The 3,155-nt window shown below is 44.0% G+C and carries 3 protein-coding genes; all 3 read right to left on the bottom strand.

The features are described from left to right. Positions 1 to 914: M42 family peptidase (locus IIB50_03170; protein MCH7530089.1), on the bottom strand; the 914-nt coding region annotated here is incomplete at its 3' end. A 534-nt stretch (positions 915 to 1,448) separates the two neighbouring features. Further along, positions 1,449 to 1,790 carry a hypothetical protein gene (locus IIB50_03165; GenBank protein ID MCH7530088.1) on the bottom strand — a complete coding sequence of 114 codons (342 nt, stop codon included), beginning with the start codon at positions 1,788 to 1,790 and terminating at the stop codon, positions 1,449 to 1,451. A gap of 176 nt (positions 1,791 to 1,966) precedes the next feature. Next, positions 1,967 to 2,563 (bottom strand): hypothetical protein, encoded by a 597-nt coding sequence (locus tag IIB50_03160; protein ID MCH7530087.1) that lies wholly within the window; start codon positions 2,561 to 2,563, stop codon positions 1,967 to 1,969. Between the last annotated feature and the right edge of the window lie 592 nt (positions 2,564 to 3,155).

Below are 3,155 nucleotides of genomic sequence, written 5' to 3'. Positions count from 1 at the left end.
TCGGCTGTGGTCTGCATAATCATGCCATCCGTTCCGGAGGAGGTCGGCATGATCTCGGTTGCGTAAGGAATTTCCAGCTCTTCGGCTATTTCTTTGAAGCGATTGTGCAGAAACGGATGATTATTCGGTCCAAAGCCCAACGTAATCCCTTTTCCAAGTGCAAAGGTTCGCCAATCGTTTGCCCCCGGCCCTTTTCCAAAAGTAACATCGATCGCAATAGTTAGATCTGGGAGCAGTTGAAATGTAGATGTGCCAGCACCAGACATATCTATTTCTTCTCGTACAGTGGCAACCGCCCAAATGTCCCAGGAATGTGTTCTGGAGCTCAGTTCTTGCAAACACAAAGTGACTGCCGCAACAGATGCACGATTGTCAAGGGACTGACCAATCAGGCTCTCTCCAGAGATTTCAACTGCTTCCGTTCCGAACGAGATCAGATCCCCGATTCGGACAAGACTCGCTACCTTTGAGGGTAGCAGGCCCACGTCCACGAGTAGATCCGAGATAGCTACAATTCCATCTGCCTCTCCAGAGGGCAACAATTTTGCGGGCGGCAAAAGGATAACAGCCGGTAAATCCTGCGGGCCACCAGCACCGGTAGCATGCACTAATACGGGTTGGCTGGGCAGAACACGCGCATCCAGACCGCCGATTGAAGTGATGCGCAAAAAGCCGTCGTCGATTTGGGTGACCATCATACCGATCGCATCCATGTGAGCGGCCAATAATATGGATGGGCGTTTTTTCGCGCCCGCCCCTTTTTTGAGTCCGTGGACCGAACCTAAGCGGCTGAGACTGATTTCATCTACCAACGGACGCCATCGGGCCTCAATCAACTCAGTGACAGGAGTTTCATACCCGGATAATCCTGAAACAGATACCAATGATTTCAGGAATGGAAAGATATCTGGCATTTATGGATTTGGAGGCTGGGGTTGGAGTGGAGCAGGTGAAGGGCTGGCTGTATTGGTTGGAGTTAATGTAGGTGTCAGGGTTTGTGTTTCTGTTGGGGTAGTTGTGGATGTGAAGGTAGCAGTATGGGTGGGTGTTTGAGTAAGTGTTGGTGTAGGAGTATTTGGCTGAAATGGGGTGTTGGAGCTGGTGGCAGAGGGTATCCCCTCTTTGGCCTTTTTACTCCCCGTGGCCTTTCTTTTGATTGTACTTTCCCTTGTTGCTTCCCTATTCCGCAACTTAAACAAACTGGGCTTACCTTTACCAGGAGGCGAAAAGATGTAGAAGAATGTTGCCGTAAAGAAAGAACGCTCTAAAAGGGTGTTCTTTTTTTTTGCGGCAGGGGGTAGCAGTTGTTTTTATCTTCCTAATTTAGCCATGCAAAACCAATATATTCAAATATTCAACAAATTCCACATTTTATTAGCTGTCCTATAGAAAAATAGTCCCCTGCAACGCTATGCATTGTAGGGGACTTAAAGTCTCCAATCGATTTCCTAGAAATCTGCTTTTTCCTTGGTCCATCTGAGATTGTCTGTATTAATGCCGATGTTTGAGGCATTAATAAGGTTGACAAGTGTTCCTGGAGGCTGAAGGGCGGAGATATCACCATGTTGTGAGATACTCCCATCCTTTAAGACAGGAAAGGGAATAGTATCCTGGCCGTGTGGCATAAGAAAGATAATGTTTCCCCTCCCATCTTTCATGAAGCCGCACTTGACCTCATCAAAAGGAATACTAGCAATCACCGGAGCTGAAGGACTGTTCATTCGTTCCATGACACTCTCCTCGTGTATGTCTCGTTTTATGTGCGAACTTCTAAATAAACAATACCACATCGTTGTGATATTGTCAATGTCAGCAGGGGGCTTCTAGAGGATGCTAAAGGTCCTGAATGAAGTGAAGGGTTAGAACTAAGATAAGGTTAAATGAGAAGAATATCTGCATTCCGAGTCTCTAAAAACACAAAACTGCCGAGTTGGTGATTTTTTGATGCTAGCTTTATGCCACTACTCTATTTCCTCTTGAATGTTTTTTTAGTAGTACCTTTCTTGGCTGTTTTCTTTTTTGGTGCAGACTTATTAGGAATTGATTCTGCTATCACTTCTTTAAGACCCGCTGTATCAACCTCTTTTTTTGAAGCTTTTTCAAGTTCCTTTGCTTTTACTATGTCTACTGTTTTTGCATTTTCTATACCAACAGAGCTTAATACTCGTAGGATTTTATCGAGTTTAGTGTTTAAATTTTCAAACTGAGCTTTGTGGTTTTCTGTATTCTGACTTCCGCTGTTTTGATATGATGGCTTTTCTTCATATCGTGATTTAGAGTCTCTGTTTCCAGAATAACTTTTCCCTCTATCTTGAGAATTTTCATTACGTCTACGTCTAAAACAATCACTGCAATAAACAGGTTTTTCGCCTGTTGGTCGAAATGGTACTTCGCAAGCATTGCCACATTCGCTGCATTTGGCACTATGCATATCAGGTCGACCACCGCCTCTTCCACCACCAAATCCCCTATTTCCACCTCGGTCATTGCCGAAACTTCGTTCGTTGGATTTCTTATAGTTTTTGTCTCCGTGTGAATTTCTATCTTTATTAAAATTCGCCATAATTTTTTTGTTAGATTTTATTTTGTATAATGTATTATACGCAAACAATACCACAGAAATATGGTACTGTCAATATCTGCAGGGGCTCGTAGAGGATGCGTGCCACGTACCGAACTTGTTCTGGTACTGTGGTTAGAACTGTTATCAAAGGGAAACACGAGTATGTTTATATTCCAAATTTACACATTAGAAAGAAAGAGGTGCCAGATGAAAGTCTAGCACCTCCTATGAGTTGTGATCTGTAGTTGGCTAATGGCCATTGTAATCGGTTGTCGCCCATATCAGACGTACGAACCCGCTCCAACAAAGAGCACATTCAGCGAAATGATCAATGAACTTTGCTGCCTCGACTTCCGTGAATTCTCCATAACAGAAGACATTAAAGAGTTGACCTACGTCTTCGTCGTCACAACCCCTGAATGTCATCCCAGGGATTAAAGTGGTTCTTTCGTTTGGTGGCGTATTTTTGAACGTCCTCAAACGCTCCATAAACTCTACTTGCTCCCTCGGAATAAGTTGCGCAGTCATACCCACCCCCTCGTTGTTTTAGCTAATCACATTATATATAAGTCACGCAAAAAATCGAGGATAC

This window comes from Patescibacteria group bacterium (assembly GCA_022560785.1).
GTDB lineage: Bacteria > Patescibacteriota > Minisyncoccia > Phycocordibacterales > JADFSL01 > JADFSL01.
Note: the sequence above shows the minus strand (reverse complement) of the source record. Positions and strands in the feature narration are given on the sequence as shown.

Excerpts from the sequence above, each read along its gene's own strand:
- IIB50_03165 (MCH7530088.1), bottom strand. The coding sequence starts at position 1,790 with ATGTGGTATTGTTTATTTAGAAGTTCGCACATAAAACGAGACATACAC.
- IIB50_03160 (MCH7530087.1), bottom strand. The coding sequence starts at position 2,563 with ATGGCGAATTTTAATAAAGATAGAAATTCACACGGAGACAAAAACTAT.